This window comes from Desulfosporosinus sp. FKA (assembly GCF_002196785.1).
In the GTDB taxonomy this organism is placed as follows: domain Bacteria; phylum Bacillota; class Desulfitobacteriia; order Desulfitobacteriales; family Desulfitobacteriaceae; genus Desulfosporosinus; species Desulfosporosinus acididurans.
In genome coordinates this window covers 67024-90575 of record NZ_NAHZ01000030.1, presented here as the reverse complement: position 1 = coordinate 90575, position 23552 = coordinate 67024, and the positions used below count along the sequence as shown (strand labels likewise).

General features: G+C 40.8%; 23 protein-coding genes and 1 riboswitch. Of the genes, 2 read left to right on the top strand and 21 right to left on the bottom strand.

The window, feature by feature from the left end:
• Nucleotides 1–14: 14 nt before the first annotated feature.
• The 7 genes from B5771_RS14310 to B5771_RS14280 all read right to left on the bottom strand — a co-directional run bounded on the left by B5771_RS14310 (nucleotide 15) and on the right by B5771_RS14280 (nucleotide 5490).
• The gene (locus B5771_RS14310) at nucleotides 15–1118 is read right to left on the bottom strand and encodes an NADH-quinone oxidoreductase subunit D (protein ID WP_088188136.1); all 1104 of its coding nucleotides are present in this window, start codon (nucleotides 1116–1118) and stop codon (nucleotides 15–17) included.
• 11 nt (nucleotides 1119–1129) lie between these two features.
• Entirely contained in the window at nucleotides 1130–1618 is a 489-nt protein-coding gene (locus B5771_RS14305; protein ID WP_047810379.1) for an NADH-quinone oxidoreductase subunit C, read from the bottom strand.
• Nucleotides 1608–2129 (bottom strand): NADH-quinone oxidoreductase subunit B, encoded by a 522-nt coding sequence (locus B5771_RS14300; RefSeq protein ID WP_088188135.1) that lies wholly within the window; start codon nucleotides 2127–2129, stop codon nucleotides 1608–1610. The genes B5771_RS14305 and B5771_RS14300 overlap by 11 nt, the downstream gene beginning before the upstream one ends.
• A complete protein-coding gene (locus tag B5771_RS14295) occupies nucleotides 2120–2476 on the bottom strand; it encodes an NADH-quinone oxidoreductase subunit A (RefSeq protein WP_088188134.1) in 357 nt (118 codons plus the stop codon). The genes B5771_RS14300 and B5771_RS14295 overlap by 10 nt, the downstream gene beginning before the upstream one ends.
• A 527-nt stretch (nucleotides 2477–3003) precedes the next feature.
• The gene (locus B5771_RS14290) at nucleotides 3004–3867 is read right to left on the bottom strand and encodes a GGDEF domain-containing protein (RefSeq protein WP_088188133.1); all 864 of its coding nucleotides are present in this window, start codon (nucleotides 3865–3867) and stop codon (nucleotides 3004–3006) included.
• Nucleotides 3864–4211, bottom strand: a complete 348-nt coding sequence (locus tag B5771_RS14285; RefSeq protein WP_172408281.1) for a hypothetical protein — start codon at nucleotides 4209–4211, stop codon at nucleotides 3864–3866. Before B5771_RS14285 ends, B5771_RS14290 begins: the two co-directional genes overlap by 4 nt.
• Nucleotides 4212–4398: 187 nt before the next feature.
• Nucleotides 4399–5490 (bottom strand): HD-GYP domain-containing protein, encoded by a 1092-nt coding sequence (locus B5771_RS14280; RefSeq protein WP_088188131.1) that lies wholly within the window; start codon nucleotides 5488–5490, stop codon nucleotides 4399–4401.
• Nucleotides 5491–5804: 314 nt separating this feature from the next.
• Between B5771_RS14280 and B5771_RS14275 the strand changes: the two genes are divergently transcribed.
• Together B5771_RS14275 and B5771_RS14270 are read left to right on the top strand one after the other, a co-directional pair.
• On the top strand, nucleotides 5805–6146 hold the full coding sequence (locus B5771_RS14275; protein ID WP_088188130.1) for a helix-turn-helix transcriptional regulator: 342 nt from the start codon (nucleotides 5805–5807) through the stop codon (nucleotides 6144–6146).
• A gap of 432 nt (nucleotides 6147–6578) precedes the next feature.
• Nucleotides 6579–7583, top strand: a complete 1005-nt coding sequence (locus B5771_RS14270; RefSeq protein ID WP_088188129.1) for a cell wall-binding repeat-containing protein — start codon at nucleotides 6579–6581, stop codon at nucleotides 7581–7583.
• 298 nt (nucleotides 7584–7881) lie between these two features.
• On the opposite strand, the gene B5771_RS14265 is transcribed toward B5771_RS14270, so the two are convergent.
• From B5771_RS14265 to B5771_RS14200, 14 genes are all read right to left on the bottom strand, one after another.
• Nucleotides 7882–8436, bottom strand: a complete 555-nt coding sequence (locus B5771_RS14265) for a manganese catalase family protein (RefSeq protein WP_088188128.1) — start codon at nucleotides 8434–8436, stop codon at nucleotides 7882–7884.
• A 96-nt stretch (nucleotides 8437–8532) separates the two neighbouring features.
• Nucleotides 8533–9504 carry a glycosyltransferase family 2 protein gene (locus B5771_RS14260; protein ID WP_088188127.1) on the bottom strand — a complete coding sequence of 324 codons (972 nt, stop codon included), beginning with the start codon at nucleotides 9502–9504 and terminating at the stop codon, nucleotides 8533–8535.
• 134 nt (nucleotides 9505–9638) lie between these two features.
• A complete protein-coding gene (locus B5771_RS14255) occupies nucleotides 9639–11630 on the bottom strand; it encodes a glycosyltransferase 87 family protein (protein WP_088188126.1) in 1992 nt (663 codons plus the stop codon).
• Between the two features lie 364 nt (nucleotides 11631–11994).
• Entirely contained in the window at nucleotides 11995–13281 is a 1287-nt protein-coding gene (gene purD / locus B5771_RS14250; protein ID WP_088188125.1) for a phosphoribosylamine--glycine ligase, read from the bottom strand.
• Nucleotides 13282–13319: 38 nt separating this feature from the next.
• Complete coding sequence (gene purH / locus B5771_RS14245; protein WP_088188124.1) at nucleotides 13320–14864, bottom strand: bifunctional phosphoribosylaminoimidazolecarboxamide formyltransferase/IMP cyclohydrolase; 1545 nt, start codon at nucleotides 14862–14864, stop codon at nucleotides 13320–13322.
• Nucleotides 14861–15478 (bottom strand): phosphoribosylglycinamide formyltransferase, encoded by a 618-nt coding sequence (purN, locus tag B5771_RS14240; protein ID WP_047810374.1) that lies wholly within the window; start codon nucleotides 15476–15478, stop codon nucleotides 14861–14863. The genes purH and purN overlap by 4 nt, the downstream gene beginning before the upstream one ends.
• A complete protein-coding gene (purM, locus tag B5771_RS14235; RefSeq protein ID WP_088188123.1) occupies nucleotides 15475–16488 on the bottom strand; it encodes a phosphoribosylformylglycinamidine cyclo-ligase in 1014 nt (337 codons plus the stop codon). The genes purN and purM overlap by 4 nt, the downstream gene beginning before the upstream one ends.
• A gap of 31 nt (nucleotides 16489–16519) precedes the next feature.
• The gene (purF, locus tag B5771_RS14230; RefSeq protein ID WP_083996138.1) at nucleotides 16520–17920 is read right to left on the bottom strand and encodes an amidophosphoribosyltransferase; all 1401 of its coding nucleotides are present in this window, start codon (nucleotides 17918–17920) and stop codon (nucleotides 16520–16522) included.
• Nucleotides 17921–18063: 143 nt separating this feature from the next.
• Nucleotides 18064–18783: a phosphoribosylaminoimidazolesuccinocarboxamide synthase gene (gene purC, locus B5771_RS14225; protein WP_088188122.1), complete on the bottom strand. Its 720-nt coding sequence runs from the start codon at nucleotides 18781–18783 to the stop codon at nucleotides 18064–18066.
• Nucleotides 18784–18900: 117 nt separating this feature from the next.
• A complete protein-coding gene (gene purB / locus B5771_RS14220) occupies nucleotides 18901–20196 on the bottom strand; it encodes an adenylosuccinate lyase (protein WP_088188121.1) in 1296 nt (431 codons plus the stop codon).
• A 28-nt stretch (nucleotides 20197–20224) separates the two neighbouring features.
• Entirely contained in the window at nucleotides 20225–20722 is a 498-nt protein-coding gene (gene purE / locus B5771_RS14215) for a 5-(carboxyamino)imidazole ribonucleotide mutase (protein WP_088188120.1), read from the bottom strand.
• Between the two features lie 146 nt (nucleotides 20723–20868).
• Nucleotides 20869–20970: riboswitch (purine riboswitch) on the bottom strand.
• 179 nt (nucleotides 20971–21149) lie between these two features.
• A complete protein-coding gene (locus B5771_RS14210) occupies nucleotides 21150–21968 on the bottom strand; it encodes a 3'-5' exonuclease (RefSeq protein WP_088188119.1) in 819 nt (272 codons plus the stop codon).
• A 286-nt stretch (nucleotides 21969–22254) separates the two neighbouring features.
• Entirely contained in the window at nucleotides 22255–22425 is a 171-nt protein-coding gene (locus B5771_RS14205; RefSeq protein WP_047810367.1) for an aspartyl-phosphate phosphatase Spo0E family protein, read from the bottom strand.
• Between the two features lie 225 nt (nucleotides 22426–22650).
• Entirely contained in the window at nucleotides 22651–23235 is a 585-nt protein-coding gene (locus B5771_RS14200) for a hypothetical protein (RefSeq protein WP_088188118.1), read from the bottom strand.
• Between the last annotated feature and the right edge of the window lie 317 nt (nucleotides 23236–23552).

Below are 23552 nucleotides of genomic sequence, written 5' to 3'. Positions count from 1 at the left end.
TTCATTGCAAATATCTATTTATCCACTTCTCCTAACACAAGATCCATGGAAGCGAAAATAGTCACAAGGTCTTGAATCTTCCAGCCGGTCACTATAGCTGGGAGCATTTGAACGTTAACAAATGCTCCGGTCCGTATACGTACCCGGGCTGGCTTCGTCGTCCCATTACTGACTATATACCAACCCATCTCTCCCTTTGGATTCTCAACTCGATGATAAACTTTGCCGACTTGTGGTTTAATCACCTTTGGTACCTTTGCCGCCACAGGCCCTTCCGGGATGTCTCTCAGGGCCTGTTGAAGAATTTTCCTGCTCTCTTGAATCTCGAGAAGGCGAATAAAGTGTCGATCATAGGTATCGCAGCCATACAACACTGGGACATTGAAATCAAACCTATTGTATATGCCATAAGGTTCGGCTTTCCGTACATCATACTGTACTCCGGAAGCTCGTAGATTCGCTCCCGTGATGAGTAGATTTTCTGCCAATTCTTTCGGGAGAATACCCACACTTTTCATGCGTGACTGCGCAATTTCATTACCGAAAAAGATACCATAATACTCCTCAATCATTTCAGGCATGTCATCGAGAAAACTCTTAAGTGCAGGCATAAATTCGTCCGGAACATCATGGCTGACTCCACCAATTCGGAAATAATTTAGAGTCATACGATTACCCGCAGTCATTTCAAATAAATCGAGAATACGCTCGCGATCACGGGTACAATAACTCCAAGGAGTCCAACCACAAATATCCAAAGACCCACTTGCAATCATAAACAAGTGACTGGCAACCCTCCCCAATTCCGCAAATATAACGCGGAGGTATTCTGCACGTTCGGGGACTTCTATACCCATCAATTTTTCAACGGCCTGGACGTAACCCAAACTATTATGCGGACCTGCCAGATAATCCAGACGGTCAGTGTAGGGAACAAACTGATTATAAGTACGACTTTCCGCCATTTTTTCCAAGCCACGATGGAGATATCCAATTTTAGGTTCTACATTAGTAACAACTTCTCCATCCAAATGGACCACCATTCGAAACACACCATGCGTACTTGGGTGTTGGGGGCCCATGTTCACAGAATACTCTTGAGTTCCATCAATCATCATTGTTCCCCCACCTATTCCCCTTCTTTTCTTACTCGCATCATCGCACGTCGTTCATGACTGTCTATAACATAATCTTTGCGCAATGGATATCCTTCAAAATCGTCCCACATATAGATACGTTTCAAATTAGGATGCCCTCTGAATTGAATGCCGAACATATCAAAGGCTTCACGCTCTAAAAAGTCTGCCCCCTTCCAAAGGGGAGTAGCCGAGTCAATCACGGGATTTTCCCGTTCAACTGTAGCTATAATACGTAAACGCTGTGGACCGCGCAGGCTGGATAATTGGTAGACAACCTCAAAGTGATCCTCCAGATCCATTCCGGCTAGATCATGCAAAAAATCACACGGGACATCCGGGAAATTCTTAACACACGTCAAAACTTCCAGCACATATGGATAATTAATAGTTAATTCGAGTACGCCAAGGCTCTCTTCAACTTGTCCAGTAACCTTATCTGCCAATTCGGATACTCGCACTCGCAAAATTTCATTTAACATGCTTAATTAACCTCGCCTTAGCAGGATTTTGTATTTTCTGTTTAAGATGCAGCATCCCAAACATCAAGGATTCCGGTCTTGGTGGGCAGCCAGGAATATAGACATCGATCGGAACAATACTATCCGCCCCCGGCACCACAGCGTAAGAATCTGCAAACGGCCCCCCTGAGCAGGCACAATTGCCCATGGCAATGACCCATTTGGGCTCCGGCATTTGATCATAGATACGACGAGCAATAGGGGCCATTTTCCGTGTCAAAGTTCCTGCCACAATCATTAAATCTGCTTGTCTCGGTGACGCCTGAAACACCTCATAGCCGAAACGTGATAAGTCATAACGAGGATCTCCCGATGATGCCATCTCAATAGCACAACAAGCCAGACCGAAAGAGCAAGGCCAGAAGGAATGAACTCGACCCCAATTCAAAAACTTCTCGACACTGGTAAGCAGAATATTCTTCTCAGCCGCAGCCTCAGCATCACGCAGTTCTTTCTCTCTCTTCACATCCACTCCAATGCACCTTCTTTCCAAGCGTACCAAAAACCGACTATGAGAATGGTCATAAAGATAAACATTTCAACAAAAGCAAAGGTTCCTAATTTACGGAACGTCAATGCCCAAGGATACAAAAAAATTGTTTCTACATCGAAGGCGGTAAAGACAATAGCATAAAGAAAGTAGTTGCTCTTGAATCCAATCCACGCCCTGCCAATTGGCTCATTGCCGCATTCATAGGTTGTTAACTTTTCCTTATGCGGCTTATGGGGTGCCAATAGATGGACAACAGCCATGACAACGATAGGCAAACCTATTGCAAACGCAAGCAACAATCCTACCGCAGCAAAATTATCTATCATTTCCTTCCCTCCTTATTTACCAACTGGTAATCTCACCATATTTCCCTTTTATTGTTAATATTTAGCAACAAATAGTTGAAATGCCCTATATCCCGAATCCCATTATCAAGAAACAATTCTAGAAATGTAAAAATTATCTCCTTTCCACTTTATTTTATTAGTTCTTGCATTAAGGGATTTTTCTTAAGAAATTAGTGAGATATTACTCTGGAATGCCCTGACATGGTCCTCCATGTCAGGAAATCCTTAATCTAATCATCTCATAACTTACCCGAAAAGTAAGGGGAAAGCTGTCTAATATAGGTTAGGGACTAGTATAGACCAAAAAATGGTCATAGAGACTTCATCCTCGAAGTCTCTATGACCATTTTCTAGGTATCTTGTTATTCTAAAACCTGCTAGCTCATCTTGTAACCATAAATCAATTTATTAGGTATTAATATTACCTCCAGGGTCTTTCCAGAATTTTTTGCCTTTTACTGCCTTTGTTGTAATATTCACTGATAATTCTTAGTTTTTATTCCTTGCTAGGCAATTTCATCGTCTTCAATGCTTGCCACTGAAAGCGTCGTTTTATTCTTTTTAGCTTCTGTTGACCTAAGGCTTGCAATATTCATCAATTGCTCCATAGTATTCCACGGGTCACTTGCTCGCTCTTCATGCCGCCGTCCCCCGATTACCCCTGCTGAAATACTTATCTCAATCCCGCGAACATAACGATGTCGGCCTATAATATCTGCTAAACGATAGGCTAGGGCAGTCCCTTCATCTAAGTGTGCAGACAGTAAAACTGCGAATTCATCTCCGCCAAAGCGACATAAAAAAGCATTAGAAGGTATATTGGCACGTAACAGTTTGCTCACCTCAGTTAATATGATGTCCCCTACTGTATGACCGTAGGTTTTATCAATAACTCCAAAGTTATTAACGTCAAAAAATACTATACAGATTTCTTGTTGATTTTTCAGGAGTCGTACGCCGTGATAATATATGTAATCACTTTTATAAAGGCCGGTTAGTAAATCAATATGCTGCCCTAAATTTTTTTCTAGTAATGTACGGGATAGGATGCCTGATAAATATCCCTTCTCCTCTACTAAGATAACATCCGATTTGGTTTCTTCAAAAAGTTCCTTGGCTTGCCAAAGCGACATTTCTGCGGAAACAATAACGGGCTCCTCACATGCGACATCTGCAATAATTCGATTAGGATGCGTTCTTAATAAATCTTTGTATGTTATTATACCGATTAAATTACCTTCATTCATCACAGGGCAACAGGAAATGTCCTTATCTAAAAATAAAGCCCGCACCTTAGTGACTCCATCCAAAACATCCACTACGTAAAATTCTTTAGAATAAATATTCGCAACACGCTCAATATTTATCATAAGTCGATAGATTTGCTGACATGCACAGTTATATCGACATGTGCCTTTATAATCGTGCTTTCATCAACAATCTTTTCCCCCTCTTCTAAGATAAACTTGCTTAATTTTTCTTCTGGGATCATATTCATGAGAGCATTTCGTACTACTATAGCCTCAATGACCGGATGATCAACTCTGATGATCTTATATTGGTCCGGACTGAGAACATCAACCATCCTTTTCAATGCCTCTGGACCTATAGGTGCATTACGTCCAACAATAACAACATCTTGCATAGGCGGCATTTCGAATTCAGTCAAGTGCATTTGAATTTCTGCTTTTTTGGCTTCTTTCATAACGCTCATGATTAGGCCTCCAATTCTTTTGATGAGTTGACCAATGTAATCTTTAATTGGTGCAAAAGCACCACCATCTTCTTGCGAAAGATCATAACAATAATCTACCTCTGAAATTATATTAAATTTCTACATTCATTAAAAGTAACTCTACAAGTTAAAATTGCCTCCACCATCATTATTCGGTGAGTCCTTTTTACACCGCCTCATCGAATTCTACGTGATTTATGAAATATGTTAGATTTTTCATCAAATCCACATATATCTCTTCATTAATATATCCACCATTTCTGTCAAATAATAAGCGAATAAGAGGACGGGTGGGAAAATGTAAAGGCACTGCTAAGACTACTCCTATTTCCCCTGTATTGAGAGTAACAACCGCATGTTCAGGATACAAAACAAGAGATTCCTTAAAGGCTTGTACTGCTTTAGGGGCAAAATCTCTGCCAGACCAAGCTAGTATCATTTCCAGTGCATGATAAGGAGGCAAACTTTTACGATATGGCCTATCTGCCGTTAATGCATCATAAACATCGTTTACGGCTACAATTTGAGCGTCAGGATGAATGTTGTCTCCTTGTAATCCATAAGGATAACCTTTTACATTCCATCGTTCATGATGCTCCCCAACGATCGCTGTTATACTTGGTGATAAACGAACATCTCTCAACATTTCTACGCCATACTGTGGGTGTCGTTTCATAATGATAAATTCATCATCTGTTAAACTTCCCGGCTTATTCAAGATTTCCTTCGGGACCCTAAGTTTTCCTATATCATGAAGCAAGGCACCTAATGTCAAATCCTTAAGTTTCTTATCAGCATACCCCAAGCGCTTACCCGTTATTGTTGATAATAACGCGACATTGACGCTATGAACAAATGTTCCATAATCATTTTGCTTAAACTTCTCCAAATCCATTCGTAAAACCTCTAAATCCATATAGATTTCGATTTGCTTTAGCTCATTAAAAATCATCTCTACAAGGGTAACTGTTTTTTCTATCTGCTTTGGTTGAATAAGTTTTGCTTCATGGTAAATCCCCCATAAAGAACCTACTAGTTTTGTATACTTATCTTTGGGAAATGCCTTTGGCCTGACAGTCGAATTTTTATCTATTTTTTTCCATACATAAACTTCACGTTTTTGCAGCAGTTTACTTATATCTTCTGTAATTTGTTTTCCTTTGCGCAATAATAAAACTCCAAAGCCATTAAAAAGATCAATGTTTGCGGTCGTTCCAATAGTTAAGTTTGGTTGCACTCGTTCTAACAACCAATTCATTGTTAACCTCTCCTTCGTTGCGTACATACTCTCTCAAATTGGTGACCATGTTGAAAAGTAAAAAAACGGGCTAATTTTAATTAAAAGTACAGTTTATGTGCGATTATGCGATATAGTTAAATTTCTTATTGTCGCAGATCATTTTGACAAATTAAATATATATTACTTTAAAAATTCCATATTCAAACAATTATCGACATCTATTTCTAATTTTAATACTCCTAGTAATACTTTTCAATATTTTACTATAACTTTTAGTTTATAAGTTTTATTCGAGAATACCCTTACAATTGTTGTAAGGAGCGTGATTAACAATGGAAAACATAATTAAAGATAGAATAAGCAAAAATTTAAAATATTTCAGAAAGCTAAAAGGTTTAACTCAGGAAAAATTAGCAGAAAAAATTAATGTAAGTCCAATGTATATTAGTTACCTGGAGCGTAGTTCAAAAATCCCTTCTTTAGTTATTTTGTTTAAAATTGCAGACGCTCTTAATATTGAGCCAGGCTTATTAATACAAGATAATAATTCCAAAAATCCAGAAATCAATAAGCTTCTGGGAATAATATCTGGTTTAGATAAATCAACCATTGCATTTCTTAGTGAGATAATGATTGCTTTTATTAACTTCAATAATTCAAAGCCTGTATCTTAAGTGGATAGTTTCATTCCCTCGGCTTGGGGAGTAAAACGTAAAACCAACAACATAGAGTTTTAAGTAAACAGCCCCAGAGAAACGCAGATATTCTTCTAGCGTTTAGGTCTAATATTCGCGGACAACTTCGCAGAATTTCAGGCTGGATAAAGGATTTTAGCTACTTGATGTAGAAACAGATTTATGATAGATTTTTTCCTTCGCTAATGCAAAAATTTCCCCGTTCTATCGGATTGGCGGGATAAAAGTTTAGAACCCAGATTACTTCGAGTTCACAGATGTAAGTATCTTGGACAACTTTGGGGATAACTTAATTAAAAACTACAAGAGATCTTATGTTTGTATCGCCTTTTTTTAGGCAGAACCACATAAGACCTCTTTTTTATGTCGATGGCGAGATTCAAACTCAAAAGATAAGAGGAGCGTTATTACATGAAAAAATTTTTAACCTCATTAGTTATTATAGGCATGATAATCACTATTGTATCTTCTAATGCATGTGCAACTGATACAGCCCCACCAACTCGCTTGGCTGGTACAACAGCTGCACAGACTGCAGTGGCAATCGCTGATCAATTAGGTTGGACTGGTACAGCAATAATTGCATCTTCAGCCCCTTATGGCACATCTGATGCCTTAGCTGCCGGCCCACTTGCTACGTTTTTGAAAGCACCCATCCTTTTGCAAGAACCTGGAAACGCTCTTAATGTAGACACCAAAGCCGAACTTATCAAACTAAAGGTTACGAAGGTTTATGTAACGAGTGGGAATACTGTTATTAGTCAAGCGGTACTCGATCAACTGGCAGGAATGGGTATTACTATTGAGTCCCTTGGTGGGGCTGACCGCATCGAAACATCTGTGAATATAGCTAATAAATTGATTTCCCTTGGCGCACCGGTGACAAAAATTGCAGTTGTTAATGGCTGGCAGAACCAAGATGCACTCTCCATCGCATCCATTGCCTCATTTTCTAATGAACCGATTATTCTAACACAAAAAACAGGACTTTCTACCGCTGCCAAAGGATTTCTAGACGCCAACACAGGCATTATTACTTCAGATGTTATTGGCGGTACAGGTGTAATTGATAATCAAGTATTAGCTCAGTTGCCAAATCCTACTCGTCATGCTGGAGTAACTGCCTATGACACAAATTATCAAATCATCCAAGACTTCGTATCTGCCATTGATTTTAATAATGTATTCCTTGCAAATGGTGAAACTGGGATTGATGCTCTTAGCGGAGCACCACTAGCAGCTCAAACAAAGTCTGCCATTATTCTCACTGATGGAACACCTCTTGATTCTGATAATCTCCTGATAAAAATTTCACTTAACAATTTGCGTAACACTAATCTTGTTATTGCTATCGGTGGCAACACTGTTGTACCTGAGGAAATACGGACAAGTATGTATTGGGGAAAAGCCAAATGAAGCTGAAGAATATTCAGGAAAAGCATTTCATGTTTAATTCAGCTAAACCTCCTACATAGTGTTGTCAGCTAATTGTGCAACTTCATTTGAATTGTGATATGCTTTGTTGTTGAGTAATAGGGCCAGACCTTTTACTGCTGATAAAGAGAGGCGTCCCCGTCGGAATTCCAGTGAGTTGGATTAGGTCTTCAACCCTCTTTCTCTAAGTAAAGTTCGAAAATACTGGTACTAGATATTGTAAAAGGGTCATAGAGACTTCATCCACGAAGTTTCTATGACTCTTTTTACCGGTATCTCATTATTCTAAAACCTGCAAGCTCATCTTGTAATCATAAATCAATTCGTTTAATTCTTCCGGAGACCCGTTTTCTCGAATTAACAGCAGTGCTTTTTGAAGCAAACGTTTATGTACTCCTTCTCGAGTAATTAAAAAGTTAATCATTTTTTTCATATTAGGATCTGTCGTTGATTCCAGATGTTGTTGATACAGTAGGGCTGCCCTCGTTTCTGACTGAATATCTACCTGCAGCATAGTAATATGGTCAGCATTTTGATCAATATAATTTAATACCCAGGGAGCACCTTGAGAATTCGCACAAGTAAGCGGCGGCCCCCCTAATTTGCCAATGGCTGCAGCAATCAATTCCATATGCCCTAATTCTTCCGCTGCTATTAATCCCAGTAAATCTCGAACATACCTATTTGGCATGTTCGAACGCTGATTTAAGTACTGAATCGATGATGTGAGTTCACTATTTCGTCCGGCATAATGTTCCAGCAAGAGTTTGGCAAACCCCGGATCTGGCCGTTCAACATGTACCGGATAAAACAAATGCTTTCGATAATGAAACACCTTCATCCCCCCTTTTTATCGAACCTTGCCATTATTATATGAGGGGAGACTCTTAGTGGTCACAACAATGGCCAATAAGGAACCTTGACTTCAAATCTATTGAACAGCCTTTGTTTCTTTCTGATTTAAACTCACAATACCGCATGATTCACTCACAATATATAAGGGGCGATTTTTCGCCTCATCATAGATACGACCAATGTATTCTCCAATAATTCCCAACATGACTAGAAGAATCCCAGTCAATAGCAATTGTAACGCAATAACCAAATTCCACCCGGCAATAACCGCAGAAGTACACGCAGCTGAGATAAACACACAAGCAAAGTCTATTAATCCAAGCAAAAATAACAAAACGCCTATATAATGCGACACTTTAATTGGTTTAAAGGAAAAGGAAATGATACCATCTAAACTTAGCTTGAACATTTTGCTTAGTGAATACTTGCTTTCACCAGCCAACCGCTCATCTCTTTCATATTCAACCGAAGTCTGTCGAAACCCTACCCAACTTACTAAGCCACGAACATAGCGATTTTTCTCCGGTAAATGCTTCAATTCTTCACACACTCTGCGATCAAGTAAGCGAAAATCTCCGGCATCCGTTGGAATATTAATTGTAGAAATAGCACTTAAAATTCTGTAAAATACATGAGCTGTTTGCTTTTTAAAAAACGTTTCTCCTTTGCGCTTAGATCGTTTGGCATAAACTACGGAATAACCTTCTTTCCATTTAGCAATCATTTCCAGAATAAGCTCTGGCGGGTCCTGCAAATCCGCATCAATAACAACAACAGCTGCTCCTTGAGCATAATCAATCCCGGCTGTTATAGCAATTTGATGTCCAAAGTTCCGAGAAAATGTTATGAGCTTTACCGTATCATCCTGGTTTCTAAAACCTTTGATTATCGTATTCGATTGATCGCAGCTGCCATCATTCACAAAGATTAATTCATAAGGCTCCTTGGCAGAATCCATCACCTTTTTTAAACGACAGTATGTTTGGTTAATAACAGCTTCTTCGTTATAAACTGGAATAACTATGGAATATTGAATACTTGCGTTCAAGCTCTTGTCTCCTCATAAACAATTGATTTCAGATAAAGTATGGGAAAGCATTCGTTCCCGCATCTTGCTTAAAAAATGCCTTTCGGCCTCAAGGACCAAAGGCATTTTTGAAATTGAAATACAAGACAATATTTTTAACTAATAATTTTACCGCTTGCACGAGTTTGATTTTGAAATGGTTTATCAAATCCCGCAAATATAATATTTCTTCGAATAACTATATCAATTACCACTTTTATAAGATAAGCAAATAACACTAAATTAATTAAAGACATTAGTTGCGAAGGCAAGATAATAACTTTAAAAATATCGACATCCATGCTTTCATACAAAGTAACACTGAAGCATCCATATAAGAATAATATTCTTTTATCATTACTAAAGATAAATAACATCAAGCCGATTGCTAATGCAGGAAATAGATACCTTTCATGCATCCTGCTTGACAGCATAAATACCCCGGTCATTAAAACGAATGAACTTAGAAAAGGGACAAAATCATTCTCTGATTTCAAGTATAAATATCCGACAAAACAGCTTATCAAAATAATAAAAATGAAACCCCAGGTATTATAACTCAAGATAAATAAAGCTGAAGAATCCGGCTTACCTTCACCGCCAAGCAATCCAAAAAGATTATAAGAACCTTGGGCTGCAGCAGTATATTCTGAAAGAGTGCCAGTATATAACTTTACGATCCAAAGAAAACCATTTCTCAGCAAAAAAGGAAAAGAAACCAACAAAATTGTTGCCAACATACTCAGAAATGAATAGATAAATGTTTTTACTTTTTTATTTTTCACCACTGCAAAAAAGAGAATCGGCAAAAAGATAATACCCTGCGGTTTCGTTAGTACTGCTGCCGCAAATAACGCTGATGAAAGGGCATACTTATTCTGATAGATTAAAACAAGTGCTCCGATAATGATGAGCGTGAAGAGTGAATCCATCTGTCCCCAAGCGCATGTTTCTAAAATTAAGGTTGCAGAAAATAAATATATACTAGTAATAAACAAACTGCCTTTAAAAGTAAATCGTGATTTAGAAGCTTTATAAATAATTATTCCGGTAATAATTTCGGCTAAAATAGAGGGAAGTTTTAATAAGACGTTGTATGCCCAAGGAACTGTATATAAATTGAGCAGACTTGCAATTTTTCCAATAATAAACAAAAAATAAAGATAAAAAGGTGGATAATCAAGAAACATCCCAGTTCTATAGATACTAAATAAATTTTCCGAAGCAGCTGAAGACCACGTTTTAAAACAATAGACATCTAAGATATGCCCATCTATTAATGCCGCCATAACTAAACGCAGAATAATAGCAAGACCGAATATTATGATTAGAGGAATATGTCTGTTGGCATCCTGATTAAGGGTTATCTCGCTTTCCTGTAAATAAACTGCGCCTAAAATAATTATTAATAGAGCAATAATTGCAATCTGCATCATAATCCCTGAGGACGAAAAAATACTAGGGTTAACTTTTTCCACAACTAAGTCCGTAAACCAAGCCTTTCCGGTGTTTAGGCTTTTATCCCTTCCCAATTCAAATGATAAGACAACATTTCCCGATGTTGGTCCTGTAGTTATGTGTAATCGTAAATTTTGCCATATGCTATTCGTACCCGTCAAGTCCGTCGAACAAAGGTAAAGTGGCCCTGGGTTTTGATGAGCTATATTAATATATCTCATTTGTCCGATTCCATTATTAGACAAGGGCTTTATGTAAGCTTCCGGATATGGTGCAATATCGTTGCCGGTAACACTAAGATCAGCACCCGTATTATTGATACCTATATCCTGCGTCTTGACCCAACAGGATATCTCGTATTCCGAATTTGTAGCAAGGGTTAAAGGCAAACTATATTTCGAAAAATTGGGCGAATTATTCGAAATGCTAAGACTTTGATTTTGTGAGTGTTTTGGCGAGTCAGCAAGTGAAATTTTAGTACCATTATTATTTTGTATTTGGGTTGTCCACTTTTGACTTCCAAAAGCCATACTACCGTCTATAATATTCTTTTTATTTGTTTTAACCCAGCTTCCCGCCCATAAAAATATTAAAACTAAAACTAAGATAACCGTTATTAATTTGGGTAAATTATGTCGCTTATCAGCCATTAATACATCTCCATTTCCTTTGAATTTAACTATTTAAGCACAATGTATTAGAAACAGCATAAAACTCCCACTTCTTTAACTCAAAGGAAAAGTCTTTGGGAGGAGTGCATATGAGTAGTCGTACTTTTAATGAAGTCTTGTGAAACACACATTAAATTAATTTCTACATATTCATTCTATCTCCTCCCTAAATTTCAAAAAAATAGTTCAGATTAAACTAAACTATTGACAATTATTTCGAAGTTGAATCTACCGTTAGTAAAACAAAAACCGTCTGAATTTTAATAGCTCCCTTTAGGCAATACAAGGAGGTATCAAAATTCAGACGGCTTATAAAGACAAAAATATTAACAAAACTTTTTGCTCAGTCGTTTAAGATAGAGAACATACTATTCAACCCTTTGACACCAATATCCCGCCGATAATGCGCCTTAGGAAAATCAACGTTTTTCACAAGGGCGTAAGCCTTATCGCGAGCCTCCTGCAGAGTTTCCCCTGAGGCAGTAACGCCTAACACCCGACCGCCGCTGCTTTCAAGCAGTCCATCTTTCATTTTGGTACCGGCATGAAAAATTACTGAATCCTCGTCCCTTGTCTCCGGCAAGTGAATCGGGATTCCTTTCGGATACTTTGCAGGATAACCGGGCGCAGCCATCACAACACAAACTGCAGCTTCGTTTTTCCACTCCAAATCGGCTTCCGGCAACCTGCCCTCAGTGCAAGCCCATAATATCGGTAAAAGATCGCTCTTCAAGCGCTTCATTACCACCTGGGTTTCCGGATCACCGAAACGAACATTGTATTCCAGAAGCTTTGGCCCTTGTTTCGTAAGCATTAGTCCCAGGAAAAGGACTCCTTGAAACGGAGTTCCTAATTCAGCCATAACCTTCAGCGTCGGATTGACGAGATCCCGCATTACCGATCCTTCAAGCTCGGGTGTCCAAATTGGAGGAGGACTGTATGTTCCCATACCTCCGGTATTAAGGCCTTCGTCACCATCTAAAGCACGCTTATGATCCTGTACGGGAACCATCAAGCGGGCTGTAGTTCCGTCCGTAAAACAGAGCAGGCTAACTTCTTGCCCTTCAAGAAACTCTTCAACTAAAAGTTTTTTCCCTGCTGCTCCAAAATTGCCATCCATGATTTCATCAACAGCCTGAAGCGCCGTATCTAAATCCAACGCCACGATGACACCTTTTCCTGCCGCTAAACCGTCCGCTTTGAGAACACAAGGGGCTCCAAGATCCTTAATGTAGGCTTTGGCCTGATCTGCATTTTCAAAGACTTCCCACTTAGCCGTTGGAATTTCAGCGCGTTCCATAATCATTTTCGCGAAAGATTTACTTCCCTCTAATCGAGCGGCGGCCTTGGCAGGCCCAAAAATTCGCAGTCCGGCCTCTTGGAAAGCATCTACGATTCCTAAGCTCAGCGGATCTTCAGGGCCAACCAGAGTCAGATCAATATCTTCTTTTAAAGCAAACTCCACCAGACCTGAAATATCTTGGGCCGAAATAGGGATATTCCAAGGTTCAGTTCCGGCATTACCGGGCGCAACATAAAGACGTTCCAACGCCGGGCTTTGCAGGAGCTTCCAGGCAAGGGCATGTTCACGCCCACCACTTCCTATAAGCAACACTCGAAGTTTATTCATATTTTCACCCGCTTATCCAAACGTTACCTTCCAGAAAATTAATGTTGAAAATGTCTGCGATGTGTAAAGACCATGATAATATTTAAACGATTTGCAGCCTCAATCACTTCGGGATCATGAATAGACCCCCCTGGCTGAATAATTGCTCGGATTCCAGCTTGGGCAGCAGATTCAATCGAATCCGGAAAGGGGAAGAAGGCATCGGAAGCTAAATATGCTCCTTTAGTTTTTTCACCGGCTTGTTCAACGGCAATCTTTACTGATCCTACTCGGTTCATTTGTCCCGCACCGACACCTAATGTTTGCCGGTGATCAGTTATGACGATGGCGTTTGATTTAACGTGTTTAACAACACGCCAAGCAAAATCAAGAGCCTTTAAATCGTTTTCTGTTGGTTTCTGCTGGGTAATAAATTCCCATTCATCAATAGGAGTTGTTCCTCGATCCACCTCTTGAACCAGATACCCGCCGTCAACGCTTTTCAGCATCAAGCGAGGAGTCACTCGGTCATTCTCGCCTCTGCCAACTGCAAAGAGCCGAAGATTTTTCTTGGAACTTAAAATGTCCTGAGACTCCGGACTAAAATCCGGCGCCACAACCACCTCATAGAAACACTCCTTAATTGCCTCAGCAGTAGGGCCGTCAACTACTCGGTTTAAAGCAATAATCCCGCCGTAGGCCGAAACGGGATCTGAAGCCAAAGCACTTTTGTAAGCTTCCAAGGGCGTATTTCCTAAAGCCGCTCCGCAGGGATTGGTGTGCTTAATGATGGCTGCAGCACACGAATCAAACTCACGTGCAAGTTTCCACGCAGCCTCCATATCTACCCAATTGTTATACGAAAGTTCTTTTCCCTGAAGTTGTTTTCCTCTTGCCAAACTGCCTAAGGCGGCCTCAGAATTAATATAAAAAGCGGCCTTTTGCTGAGGATTTTCACCATATCTTAATTCTTGAACCTTTTGGGCAGTTAGACGCAGCGTCCTGGGAAAACCGCCGACTGGTTCAAGCTGTCGTTCTAAATAACCCGCAATTAAACGATCATATTCTGCTGTATGGGCGAAAGCCTCCGCTGCTAATCGTTTGCGCATACCGGCGGAAACAGTCCCTGTTTCACGCAGGACATTTAAGACTTCTTCATAGGATTTAGGATTGACCAGTACTGTAACCCTGCCATGATTTTTAGCAGCGGCGCGAACCATGGTCGGTCCTCCCACATCAATGTTTTCGATAGCTTCCTCAAAGCTCACTCCCGGCTTGGAGATTGTCTCCCGAAACGGATATAAATTCACGACCACCAAATCAATAAACCCTATACCATTTTGCTCCATCTGCTGGCGGTGTTCCACAATATCCCGAGCCAGAATTCCACCATGAATCAGCGGATGGAGAGTTTTAACCCGTCCGCCTAATACTTCCGGAAATCCTGTGACCTCACTGACATATTTCACGGGAATATTGGCTTCATCAAGAACTTTGAAAGTTCCCCCTGTCGATATAAGTTCAAATCCCAGTTCAACAAGTCCTTGAGCAAAAGTGACAATTCCCGTCTTGTCTGAAACGCTGATAATGGCTCTTCGCTTCATCCTAAACCCTCCTGTTGCAATATTTGAACTCGACGTCCTACCCGTTTAACACTTCCAGAAACTAAGAGCCGTACGGCTTTAGGGTAAAGACGATGTTCTGCTTCTAAAATTCTCTGAGATAAACTATCCTCTGTATCTGCCGCTAAGACAGGCACGGCCTCCTGTAAAATAATTGGTCCGCTGTCTAAACCTTCATCGACAAAATGAACCGTACAGCCACTTACTTTGACGCCATATTCCACAGCTTGACGCTGGGCATGAAGTCCAGGGAACGACGGAAGGAGAGATGGATGAATATTCAGAATTGGAAAATTGGCCTGTTGAATAAACTCTGATCCCAAAACCCGCATATAGCCTGCTAAAAGAAGAAGTTCAACTCGATGTTTCCTCATCCAAATCAAGAGCTCCTCTTCTTGGGCTTGACGATGGGGGTAGTCCTTGATCGAAAAGACCTGAGTTGGAATTCCAAATTCCTTAGCCAAGCCAAGGACAGCAGCTCTCGGCTGATCGGAACCAACAGCAACTATTTCAATCGGTAAGCCTTCTTTTTTCGAGGCCTCAAGCAACGCTTTAAAGTTGCTTCCTCTTCCAGAAGCTAACACTGCAGTTCTCAATAGGTGACACCTACTCCATCGACAACACGTCCTATGACATGATTCAATTCACCCATCTCCTTGAGCTGCTGACGTATTGATTCTTCATCTTCCGCACTGACAATAATGACAAATCCTATACCCATGTTAAACGTCCGATACATCTCGGGCCAAGCAACATCCCCTAAACGTTGAAGTAAATCAAAAACAGCCGGCCGTTTCCAAGATGTCGGATCAATCTGAACCCCCAGTCCTGAAGGCAAGATACGGGGGATATTCTCCGTAAGTCCTCCCCCTGTAATATGAACCATACCCTTAATTTTCTGTTTTGCAAGGAGCGGCAGAATAGTCTTAACGTAAATTCGAGTGGGTTTCAGCAGAGTTTCTCCCAAAGGTTCTCCTAATTCCGGCAGAACCTCCTCTAAAGAATAGTTCTCAAACAATTTACGAGCTAAGGAATACCCATTGCTGTGCAATCCAGTGGAAGGCAGACCAATAAGAACATCCCCTGCTTCAATGCTCGACCCATCAATCAGTTGATCACGGTTGACTACCCCGACGGAAAATCCGGCAATATCATACTCATTCTCAGCATAGAAACCTGGCATTTCTGCCGTTTCCCCTCCGATTAAGGCACAACCGGCCATTTCGCAAGCCCGGGCAACACCACCGACAATTTCAGCGACTCTTTCCGGATTAACTTTGCCAACGGCAAGATAATCGAGAAAGAACAACGGCTCCGCACCTTGAACCAAAATATCATTAACACACATAGCCACAGCGTCTTGCCCAATAGTATCATGCCGGTTCATCTGGAAGGCAAGTCGGAGCTTTGTCCCAACGCCATCCGTTCCGGAAACCAGAACCGGATCCGGATACTTTTGTAAATTCAACTGAAAGAGTCCACCAAATCCGCCAAGCCCGCCTAATACTTCCGGACGGAGCGTTCGGGCTACTGCCGGTTTAATACGCTCAACTGCATCATTACCGGCTTGTATATCAACACCAGCATCACGGTAAGAGTATCCCACATTAATTCCTCCTAACTTTTCGCCCAAAATTTTAGCCGCAGGAATTCTTTCCGCGGTTCAAGTCTGAAACAGGAATAGGGTAAGAACCATTAAAACAGGCCAGGCAAACATTTTCTGTACCGAGGGCCCGCAACAAACCTTCTTCTGAAATATAATGCAGCGAATCAGCTCCAACAAACTTGCGAATTCCTTCCATATCCAGACGATTGGCGATCAGCTTTTCCCGTTCAGCTGTGTCTATTCCATAATAACACGGATAGGCCACAGGAGGCGAACTTATCAGAAAGTGAACTTCTTTAGCCCCTGCTTTTCTCACCATCGCCACTAATTTTGAACTTGTAGTACCACGGACAATGGAATCATCAATCATAACAATTCGTTTATCTTTAAGGACGCTCGCATTTGCGTTCAGCTTCAAGCGAACGCCCACTTCTCTCATTTCCTGAGTCGGTTGAATAAAAGTTCTTCCGACATAACGGTTTTTTATCAAGCCTTCACCAAAGGGTAAGCCTAAAGTTGTGGCATATCCCAGAGCTGAAGCTGTTCCTGAATCCGGGACAGCAATGACAAGGTCTGCATCTATTGGACATTCATGAGCTAATTCAATTCCCATTTTCAAGCGGCTTTCCGAGACATTAATCTGATCGATGGTACTGTCCGGACGTGCAAAATAGATATATTCAAAGGCACAAGAAGAACTTCTGTTTTTCCTTAATCCCGGGCGGGAGTGCAGCCCATTTTCATCAATAACAACAATTTCACCGGGTTCTAAATCCCGAACAAATTCGGCGCCGACGGTATCAAGAGCACAACTTTCTGACGCCAGGCAATATCTTTCACCTTTCTTCCCAATACAAAGAGGCCGGACTCCATGGGGATCTCTTAAACCAAAAAGTTTATCCTCTGCTAAAATGACTACCGCATAAGCCCCCCGCAAATCCATCATAGTTTTGACAAGAGCATCCTCCAGAGATTCCCGGCGATAGCGCGTAATCAGATTGATAATGACTTCACTATCTGTCGTTGTCTGAAAGACGGCTCCATTCAGGCCTAATTCTTCCCGCAATTCCGTGGCATTCGTTAAATTTCCATTGTGAGCTAAAGCCATCATGCCCTTTTGATAATGAACGACGAGGGGCTGGGCATTGGCCAGCAAACTAGAGCCTGTAGTTGAGTAGCGGACATGTCCAATGGCCATCTTTCCGTGCAAATTCTTAATAATATGGTTAGAAAACACTTCCGAGACAAGGCCCATTCCTTTATGAACTTCGATTGCACGCCCATCGGAGACGGCAATACCGGCGCTTTCCTGCCCGCGATGCTGCAAAGCATAAAGTCCATAATAAGTTAAACGAGCCACTTCTTGATTGGGCGCATAAATTCCAAAGACCCCGCATTCCTCATGCGGTTTGTCTAGGCTAAAGTCAAACAATTCTGTCCCCCCTTTATTAGTGAGACAAGACGAAAAGCCTCAAACTCGTTAACTATAGGTTAACTGGATTAACAGGCTCTTCGCCGCCCTCCTCAACAAGCAGAATACCTTTGTCGTAACTTTTTAGGTTTTGGAAATTTCCCTTAAACGGATGCCAGGACCTCTTTAACCCTGCGGAAGACTTCTTGGTAGGCCTCTTCAACTTGCCCAAGGTCGCGACGGAAACGATCCTTATCCAGCTTTTCCCGAGTTTTGATGTCCCAATATCGACAGGTATCCGGAGATATCTCATCACCTAAAAAAAGCTGCCCGTTGCTTATCCCAAATTCCAATTTAAAATCAATCAGATCAATGCCTGCTTTAACGAGAATATTACGCAATATTTCGTTGATCTTCAGCCCCCAAGTCTGAATCTCCTTGGCAACCTCCAGCTTTGCCCATCCCATAGCCGCAACATGAGATTCGTTGACCATCGGATCTCCCAAAGCGTCATCTTTATAATATAATTCCACAACAGGTTGAGAGAGGACAAATCCCTCTTCTACTCCGAGACGTTTTGACAAACTTCCCGCCACAATATTGCGGACAACAACTTCGAGGGGAACCATCTCCAAACGTCGTACGAGCATATCCCGCTGCCCAAGCAGGCGAACGAAGTGGGTGGGAATTCCTGCTTTTTCAATTTCCGCAAAGAAAAGAGCTGAGAGCTGGTTGTTAACCTCTCCTTTATCCGCAATCTGTCCCTTTTTTTCACCATTGAACGCTGTGGCATCATCTTTATAAGCCACCCAAAAATAATCCTTTTCATCCGTTTCATAGACTTTCTTAGCTTTTCCCTCATATTTCAGTGCTAACTTTTCCATTGTTGTTACCTCTTTTCAATTTTTTAGCTGACAATAAGTCAACTCTAACTGATACTATCTTGACTGGAATTTCTTCAACTGTACTTTCTTTAATCAAGATCCAATTTATTTCTCTTTCTAAACAAGCCCTAAGCGTGCAAAAATATCACTAACATGCTTAGTGTGATAATCATAGTCAAAGAGGTTGTTAATCTCTTCCTCTCGCAAATATTCCCTGATACTTATGTCTCGGCTGACTAAATTCTTAAATTGTTCCTTCGTGTTCCAAGCTTCAAGAGCATTGCGCTGAACCATTGCGTAGGCATTTTCACGACTTACTCCTTTTTCTACTAAGGCTAGCATCACCCTTTGAGAAAAAATCAATCCCAATCCTTTATCAATATTGATTTTCATCTGCTCAGGAAAGACTTGCAAACGATCGATTAACTGAACCATTTTATGAAGCATGTAATAAAGGGCTAGTGTACTGTCCGGCAAAATCATTCGTTCTGCCGAAGAATGGGAAATATCCCGTTCATGCCACAAGGCGACATTTTCCAGGGCCACTTGAGCATTTGCCCGCACAACTCTGGCCATCCCACAGATCCGTTCCGGAGTAATGGGGTTCTTTTTATGCGGCATGGCTGACGACCCTTTTTGGCCCTTGCCGAAGGCTTCCTCAACCTCATGAACGTCCGTTCTCTGTAAGTTACGAATCTCGGTAGCCATCTTGTCAAGGGAACTGGCAATCCCCGCCAGAGTCGTCATGTAGAAAGCATGGCGGTCACGCTGAAGAATCTGTGTGGAGATCAAGGCAGGTTTTAAATTGAGCGTTTCGCAGACATGGGCTTCAACTTGTGGATCCACATTGGCAAAGGTCCCAACAGCACCCGAGATTTTCCCAACGCGTACTTCTTCACGAGCGATATTCAAGCGGTTTTTTTGACGCCGGATTTCATCATACCAAAGTGCAAACTTCAAGCCTAAGGTAATGGGCTCAGCATGAATTCCATGTGTTCGTCCCATCATCAGAGTGTCCCGGTGTTCGATTGCTCTGCGGCGGAGAACTGTCTCCAAGGCCTCCATCTTAGATAGCAGCAAGTCCGTGGCTTCAACCATCTGCAGGGATAAAGCCGTATCGAGAATATCGGATGAGGTTAAACCCAGATGAATGTACTTGGCTTCATCGCCTACGTTCTCAGCCACATTGGTTAAAAACGCCAAAACATCATGTTGGGTCACTTCTTCCAACGCTTGAACCCGTTCCCATGAGAAGGATGCCTTTGCTCGAATTACCCCAACAGCTTCATTAGGGATCTTACCAAGCTTTGCCCAACCCTCACAGGCGGCAATTTCGATTTTTAACCACAGAGAAAGTCGGTGTTCGTCTGTCCAAATTTCTCCCATTTCAGGAAGTGTATATCGGTCAATCAAAGTGGAATCTCCTTTCTATTTCTCTACTTCAACCTTCGCTTAATTTCTTTTGCAAAGCCTCATCCTTGGCGGCAATATCCGCTGCCATCTTCGCCCGGTAGTCCTTAATCTTTGCTCGCAACACACTATTTTCTGTTGCTAATATTTGAACTGCGAGCAAAGCCGCGTTTCGGGCAGCACCAATTCCAACAGTGGCAACCGGTATTCCGGGAGGCATCTGAACAATGGCATAGAGGGCGTCGACACCATTCAAGGGTCCGCTGTTCATAGGGACTCCAATCACGGGTAAAGTGCTTGAACCGGCAATCACTCCAGGTAAATGAGCCGCCAACCCAGCCCCCGCAATAATGAGTTTCCCTCCTTGATTCTCAAAAGTTTTGACCCAATCAAGGGTTCGTTCTAAGGTTCTATGAGCCGAAGAAATCTTCACTTCAAAGCCCACCTCAAATTGCCTTAGGATTTTAAGCGCATCTTCCATGACCTTGTAGTCTGAATCACTTCCCATAATGACTCCGATCAGATTCAAAGAAATCCCTCACTTCCATAAAAATCAAAGCCCAGACGAGTAAATTTCCTCTTAAAAAGAAAGAGTGAAACCTACCCGCCTGGGCTTTTATCCCTTCGGTGTAATTTGATCCGGCAATCAAATCTGTACCACTCGGACAATCTTGCCCTAGGTACACTTTCGCTCATAGTCAGACCATTTACGGCAGTCTGGTAGAAACTCGCGGACCATATCTCCGCTATTATATGAACTCGTATGAATTTGTTACGTTCATTGTACAAGAAGGAAGTATAAAGGTCAATAACAATTTCGAACATTATTTAACTATTTGTTTATAACGTTCGAATTATAAGCATGAATCGCAAACTAGACTTCAATATGAAAGCAAAAAGGCTGTGACGACTTTAAAAGTCAGTTACAGCCGCATCTAATCTTAAGGTTTATGCCCTTATTGACTATCTCTGGTATAAACACTATCTTTACAACTTATTTTAAATTCTCCGTCATTATTTATAATCCTGGCAACATGTTTTATGGGAATTTTGCATTGATGACAAAAGCCATGAGCAAAATACTTTTTAGATTTACTGGATTCTTTAATTTTTTCCACGATATTTCCACATTCAGGACAGTAAATGACTGTTTGACTTAGTAAGCCTTTTAATTCATTAACCTTTGCTTCGTTTTCCTGCTGTACCTTTTCCCAATTAATAATAGCATCCTGAGAAAAATCATAAACCTTTCTGAAAATATCCACTGTGTAGGCAGCATCACTAAATGCATCATGAAAAGGCAATGTTTTTTCGATTTCTAAGTCGTCCACAGCGCTCTCCAGACTCGGCTGTTGGTGCAAACCTTCAAACTTCATATAGATTTTTTGTATGTCTATATACTTATTAAAAAATTTCGCATCGAAACCAAAAAAGGAGCAATTTTCTCGTAATCCCAAGATATCATCCTGCCCCCAAGAGCATAAGACGGCTTCAGTTCCGGCCCAAACTTCAAAACTTTCTATGGCTTCCATAAAGAGCTTTCTGGGAATAATTTTGCTTGTGTTTATGTTTGTTTTTCTCTTGACATAAGGATTTAATCGTTTATAAACAAAGGGCTTGATTAATAAGTTAAACTCATCAATTTTCTCTAATTGATCGTTCAATTTTAGGGCACCAATCTGTATAATTTCATTTTTCAAAGCAGGGTTTGCTAAATCTCCCTCTTTAAAGCGAAAAAACATATTAAATTCCAAATCAAAAACAATGTAATTCATACGCCCCTCCTGCACTATAACTCTATTATAATCCCTCCTTGCCCTAAACGCACTCATGTAATCTTTCCAAATCTGCAAAAGTTGAATCTTATTCTGACACCTAAATACCATAGATTGCAAGTGAACTCGTTCAGCTAATGCTGAACATCGGGGCTTAAAAACTGGAGCAATGGCCCTAAAAATAAGGCCAAAACAAAAAGCCATCAAAAAATGACAGCTCAACTTTAAACTTATAATACTATAGTTAGACTAATATACAACTATAATTATGACTATAATTATGTATTTACCAGAAACTAAGCTGTTCCACAGAAGTAATCCTTTGGTATTGGTTCAACAATCTATCTAATTGTTGACTAACCTCGACAACTTCGTTATCGATTAATTCCCGATTGAGACCAAATTTGTTGAGCCTTCTGCGTAAAACCTCAATTCTTTTCAAAAGTTTCTTTTCCACTTGGATTCCTCCCGAAAAGTCTTTTCAGTAAGAATTGTATTGTTAATTTGCTGAAATGGCAAGAATAAATTATCCAATATTAGGTAAATTTCTGTCGAACGAATAGCTTAATTTGTTCCTTGCCAACTAATCGTTACATGTTCAATACAAAACCAATGCTCCTTTGCAGTAGGAATGGTTACCTGCTATAAAGGAGCATATTTCAGCGAGAAGGTTATTAAATTACTACTTATTCAAAGAATCTAAAACTTGTTGATAAAATTGCTGTGGATTAAATGTACCTCGCTGCCCGCCGGCTCTGCGTTGGGAATTCGATCCATTAGTATTACCGCTTTGGTTATTTTGAGTTTGGCTTTGACTATTTGTGTTTTGATTGTTCCCTTTAGAAGGTCTTTGCGGAGCCGATTTTAGTTCGGTTTTTTGTTGATCTGTAAATACAGCATTGATAGCATCCGCTTGCTGCTGTAGAAAATCTTGGGTTGGATTTGTAGTCTTAATCAATTCTTGCAGAATGGGTTTAAGTTTAGTCTTCTGGTCACTCGTTAATGGGTTTTGTTGGCTATTTTCTAAACGGCGAATTTCCATAGCGGCCTGTTGAGCAGGATTAATCGTTCTCTTCGTTTGAGTAGCTTGACCTTGACTTGTTTGGCCTTGAGTTGACTGGGACTGTGTCGTTGACTGATCAGAATTTGACGAACTTGCAGTAGTTGAACCGCAGCCGCTCACTCCAATCAGAGTGGCCAAAAGTAAGGCCCCAATTAATAGTGATGGTTTTTTCCAAGCTTTTTGGACTAGGAATCGTTTCTGCATAAACTTAATATCCCCCTATTCAATCAAGTTTTTCTTTTCAGCGTGGTTTATGTTTTACAAAATTCTGTCCGGTCCTATCAACCTTGATATAGCATACATCGAACTTCTAAGGAGATTGTGACGAAGAGTTAAAGATTTTATGAAGATGAAAAAATGTTTAAGATTAGATTTTATGGATAGAGTAACGTTTAGCATTGTTCTATGTAGAGGGGGTTTTAAAATGACTCGCACAGTAGCTGCCTATTGCAGAAAGTGCAAGAAGTCAACAAATTTTAGTTTCAATGGCGGAGGTTGGGAATGTCCTTCTTGTGGTTCTC

Excerpts from the sequence above, each read along its gene's own strand:
- purC (WP_088188122.1), bottom strand. The coding sequence starts at position 18,783 with ATGGAAAAGTTAGCACTGAAATATGAGGGAAAAGCTAAGAAAGTCTAT.
- B5771_RS14275 (WP_088188130.1), top strand. The coding sequence starts at position 5,805 with ATGGAAAACATAATTAAAGATAGAATAAGCAAAAATTTAAAATATTTC.
- B5771_RS14310 (WP_088188136.1), bottom strand. The coding sequence starts at position 1,118 with ATGATGATTGATGGAACTCAAGAGTATTCTGTGAACATGGGCCCCCAA.
- B5771_RS14305 (WP_047810379.1), bottom strand. The coding sequence starts at position 1,618 with ATGTTAAATGAAATTTTGCGAGTGCGAGTATCCGAATTGGCAGATAAG.
- B5771_RS14255 (WP_088188126.1), bottom strand. The coding sequence starts at position 11,630 with ATGGCTGATAAGCGACATAATTTACCCAAATTAATAACGGTTATCTTA.
- B5771_RS14200 (WP_088188118.1), bottom strand. The coding sequence starts at position 23,235 with ATGCAGAAACGATTCCTAGTCCAAAAAGCTTGGAAAAAACCATCACTA.
- B5771_RS14270 (WP_088188129.1), top strand. The coding sequence starts at position 6,579 with ATGAAAAAATTTTTAACCTCATTAGTTATTATAGGCATGATAATCACT.
- B5771_RS14285 (WP_172408281.1), bottom strand. The coding sequence starts at position 4,211 with ATGAGCGTTATGAAAGAAGCCAAAAAAGCAGAAATTCAAATGCACTTG.
- B5771_RS14295 (WP_088188134.1), bottom strand. The coding sequence starts at position 2,476 with ATGATAGATAATTTTGCTGCGGTAGGATTGTTGCTTGCGTTTGCAATA.
- B5771_RS14280 (WP_088188131.1), bottom strand. The coding sequence starts at position 5,490 with ATGAATTGGTTGTTAGAACGAGTGCAACCAAACTTAACTATTGGAACG.
- B5771_RS14210 (WP_088188119.1), bottom strand. The coding sequence starts at position 21,968 with ATGAATTACATTGTTTTTGATTTGGAATTTAATATGTTTTTTCGCTTT.
- purH (WP_088188124.1), bottom strand. The coding sequence starts at position 14,864 with ATGAAGCGAAGAGCCATTATCAGCGTTTCAGACAAGACGGGAATTGTC.
- purD (WP_088188125.1), bottom strand. The coding sequence starts at position 13,281 with ATGAATAAACTTCGAGTGTTGCTTATAGGAAGTGGTGGGCGTGAACAT.
- B5771_RS14290 (WP_088188133.1), bottom strand. The coding sequence starts at position 3,867 with ATGATAAATATTGAGCGTGTTGCGAATATTTATTCTAAAGAATTTTAC.